This is a genomic window from Brevundimonas sp., from assembly GCF_032055285.1.
GTDB lineage: Bacteria > Pseudomonadota > Alphaproteobacteria > Caulobacterales > Caulobacteraceae > Brevundimonas.
Genome location: NZ_DAMBRE010000018.1, coordinates 1 through 2,524, shown reverse-complemented (window position 1 = coordinate 2,524; position 2,524 = coordinate 1). Strand labels below are relative to the sequence as shown.

1 protein-coding gene and 1 pseudogene are annotated in these 2,524 nt (G+C 61.0%); both read left to right on the top strand.

The window, feature by feature from the left end; genetic code table 11:
* Positions 1–623 precede the first annotated feature (623 nt).
* Positions 624–2,141, top strand: coding sequence for a group II intron reverse transcriptase/maturase (gene ltrA, locus RTY13_RS17655; protein WP_312785441.1), 1,518 nt, complete (start codon positions 624–626; stop codon positions 2,139–2,141).
* 81 nt (positions 2,142–2,222) lie between these two features.
* A pseudogene (locus tag RTY13_RS17650) lies at positions 2,223–2,524 on the top strand (transposase); the annotation flags it as partial.

Sequence of the window (2,524 nt, the reverse complement as noted above, 5' to 3'; positions counted from 1 at the left end):
TACGGCTACAGTGCGCCGCGACGGCGCGGGAGGTGAACATGATTTAGATCACATCTCCCAAGCTTGCTGATCTTTGACCGGCGGCTGCAATGCCGCCCCACTGTCGGGAAAGCGGCAGGAGGAAGGGGGCCGAAAAGCCTGACCGGGTGCTGCCGGGCGGGTGTCATCAGCAGATCGGCCTTAAATGAACCGGATGCGGACCATCGCCGCAGGCCGGGCTACCGCAGTGTCCATGGTGAGACAACGAAGCGGGCGGTGGAAGCCTGTGTATTTATACATATCGCCTCCCATGCCGCGATGGCGGCGGAGGTAAAGCGATCCGAAGCGGTAGGGCTGGTAGCTCCTCACTGCTGGGCGCGCCTAGCGTGCCCGGGACGACCCCACTTTCCTCGGTCGTTTCCAGCATCGCCACGGGTAAAGCTCGCCACCTAACGACACGAAGGTTGAAGATCGGAACACGGGAACCCGGATCGTTCGCCCGGCAGGAAACCGGGCTAGCCACAGCGGCCGGAGAAGGACGACACCGGGGACGGAGCTTGCGTAGTAGTCCGAGCGTGGGAGAGCCACGCACATGGCGAAGGCGAGCAGGAAGACGATAGTCTCGCAAGACGGAGGAATGATCCATGGACATGGATCGTCAGGCCGATGTGGTCTGGATACTCGGCGTTCAACGCAAGCTCTATCAGTGGAGTCAGGCAAATCCTGACGGCGCATGGCGAGACATGTGGGGTTGGCTTACCGACATCCGCATGCTTCGCCACGCATGGCGGCACGTCGCCTCAAACCGAGGTGCGCGTTCCGCCGGCGTCGACGGGATGACCACGGATAAAATCCGCAACAAGGGTGAGCAATGCTTCCTCGCCGGGCTACAGGCTGAACTGCGCTCTGGCGCATATCGGCCCAGCCCATCGCGGCGCAAGCTCATTCCAAAGACGGGGAAACCGGGGCAATTCCGGCCCTTGGGCATTCCGACGGTCAGGGACCGCGTCGTTCAGAGCGCGGTCAAAACCCTTCTGGAGCCAATCTTCGAGGCGCAATTCTGGCATGTCTCCTACGGGTTTCGACCCGGCAGGAGCACGCACGGCGCCTTGGAGTATATCCGCCGCAGCACTGTTCCTCACAAGATGGGGAGCGACGGTCGGCGGCAGGGCATGCCGTACAACTGGGTCATCGAGGGTGACATCAAGGGCTGCTTCGACAATATCAACCATCACCATCTGATGAACCGGCTGCGCGCCCGCGTAGCCGACAAGCGGGTGACGGGGTTGATCGGGTTGTTCTTGAAAGCTGGCGTTCTTGCGGAGGATCAGTTCCTCTGTACGGACAACGGAACCCCTCAGGGCGGAATCGTCTCACCGTTGCTCGCCAATATCGCACTCAGTGCGATAGAGGAGCGCTACGAACGGTGGACGGATCAACGCAGCAAGGCCCGGCCTGATAATCCTAAAGCTGGGATCGTCGCGGCACGCAACGCGAGGATGCATGACCGCACAGCCGGACGCTGCGCGTTTCTGCCGATCCGCTATGCGGACGATTTTGTGGTTCTGGTCTCAGGTACACAGGAGAACGCCATTGCGGAGAAACTCGCGCTGGCCGAATATCTGCGGGAGACCACCGGCCTCGAATTGTCGCCCGAAAAGACGAAGGTCACGGCCATGACGTATGGATTCGAGTTTCTCGGGTTCCATCTCGCCATGCGATGGGATCAGCGCTACGGCTACGGCCCGCGCGTACAAATCCCGAAAGCTAAGGCCATCGACTTTCGTCACAGGGTCAAGCAGCTCACCAAGCGCAACTCGGTGGGCGTCAGTCTTGGCGCAAAGCTCCAGGAACTCAACCCCATCCTGCGCGGATGGGCGAACTACTACCGCTACTGCGCGCATGCGGGCCGAGTGTTCGCCAGTCTCGACTGGTACATTCGGGACCGCCTATGGCGTTGGTTGCGGAAGAAACGCCCAAAAACTGGCGCGCACGAAGTCCTCTCGGCGCTATTGCCGAGCCGTGTGCGACCGACAAGGCGGGTCTGGCGAGAGGGAAAGGTCGAGCAGTACATGCTGACTTATACCCCTGTCTGCCGGTATCGCCTCGCATGGATGGAGACGCCTGATTTTGCCATGTCTTCTGGAGAGCTGGATGCATAACGAAAGATGCACGTCCAGTTCGGCGAGAGGCGACGAGAAACCAGCCGCCGAAATGCGGCCAGGCGCTCGCCGCCTACTCTACTCAACCGGGTGCGATCCAGCCGGCGACTGGAGGCAGAGGCCCATCGCAATATCGAGGTCATCTGGCTGCTGCGGCACCTGAAGCCGGACTTCCGCACCATCGCCGATTTCCGCCGCGTGAACCGGTCGGCCTTCAAGCAGGTGTTTCGGGAATTTGTCATCCTGTGCCGGCAGCTCGATCTGTTCGGACGCGAACTGCTGGCGGTCGATGGCACGCGCATCAAGGCGGTGAACAACAAAGATCGCAACTTCACACGGGGAGCATTGACCAGGTTCATCAACGAAGCCGACGAGAAACTGGC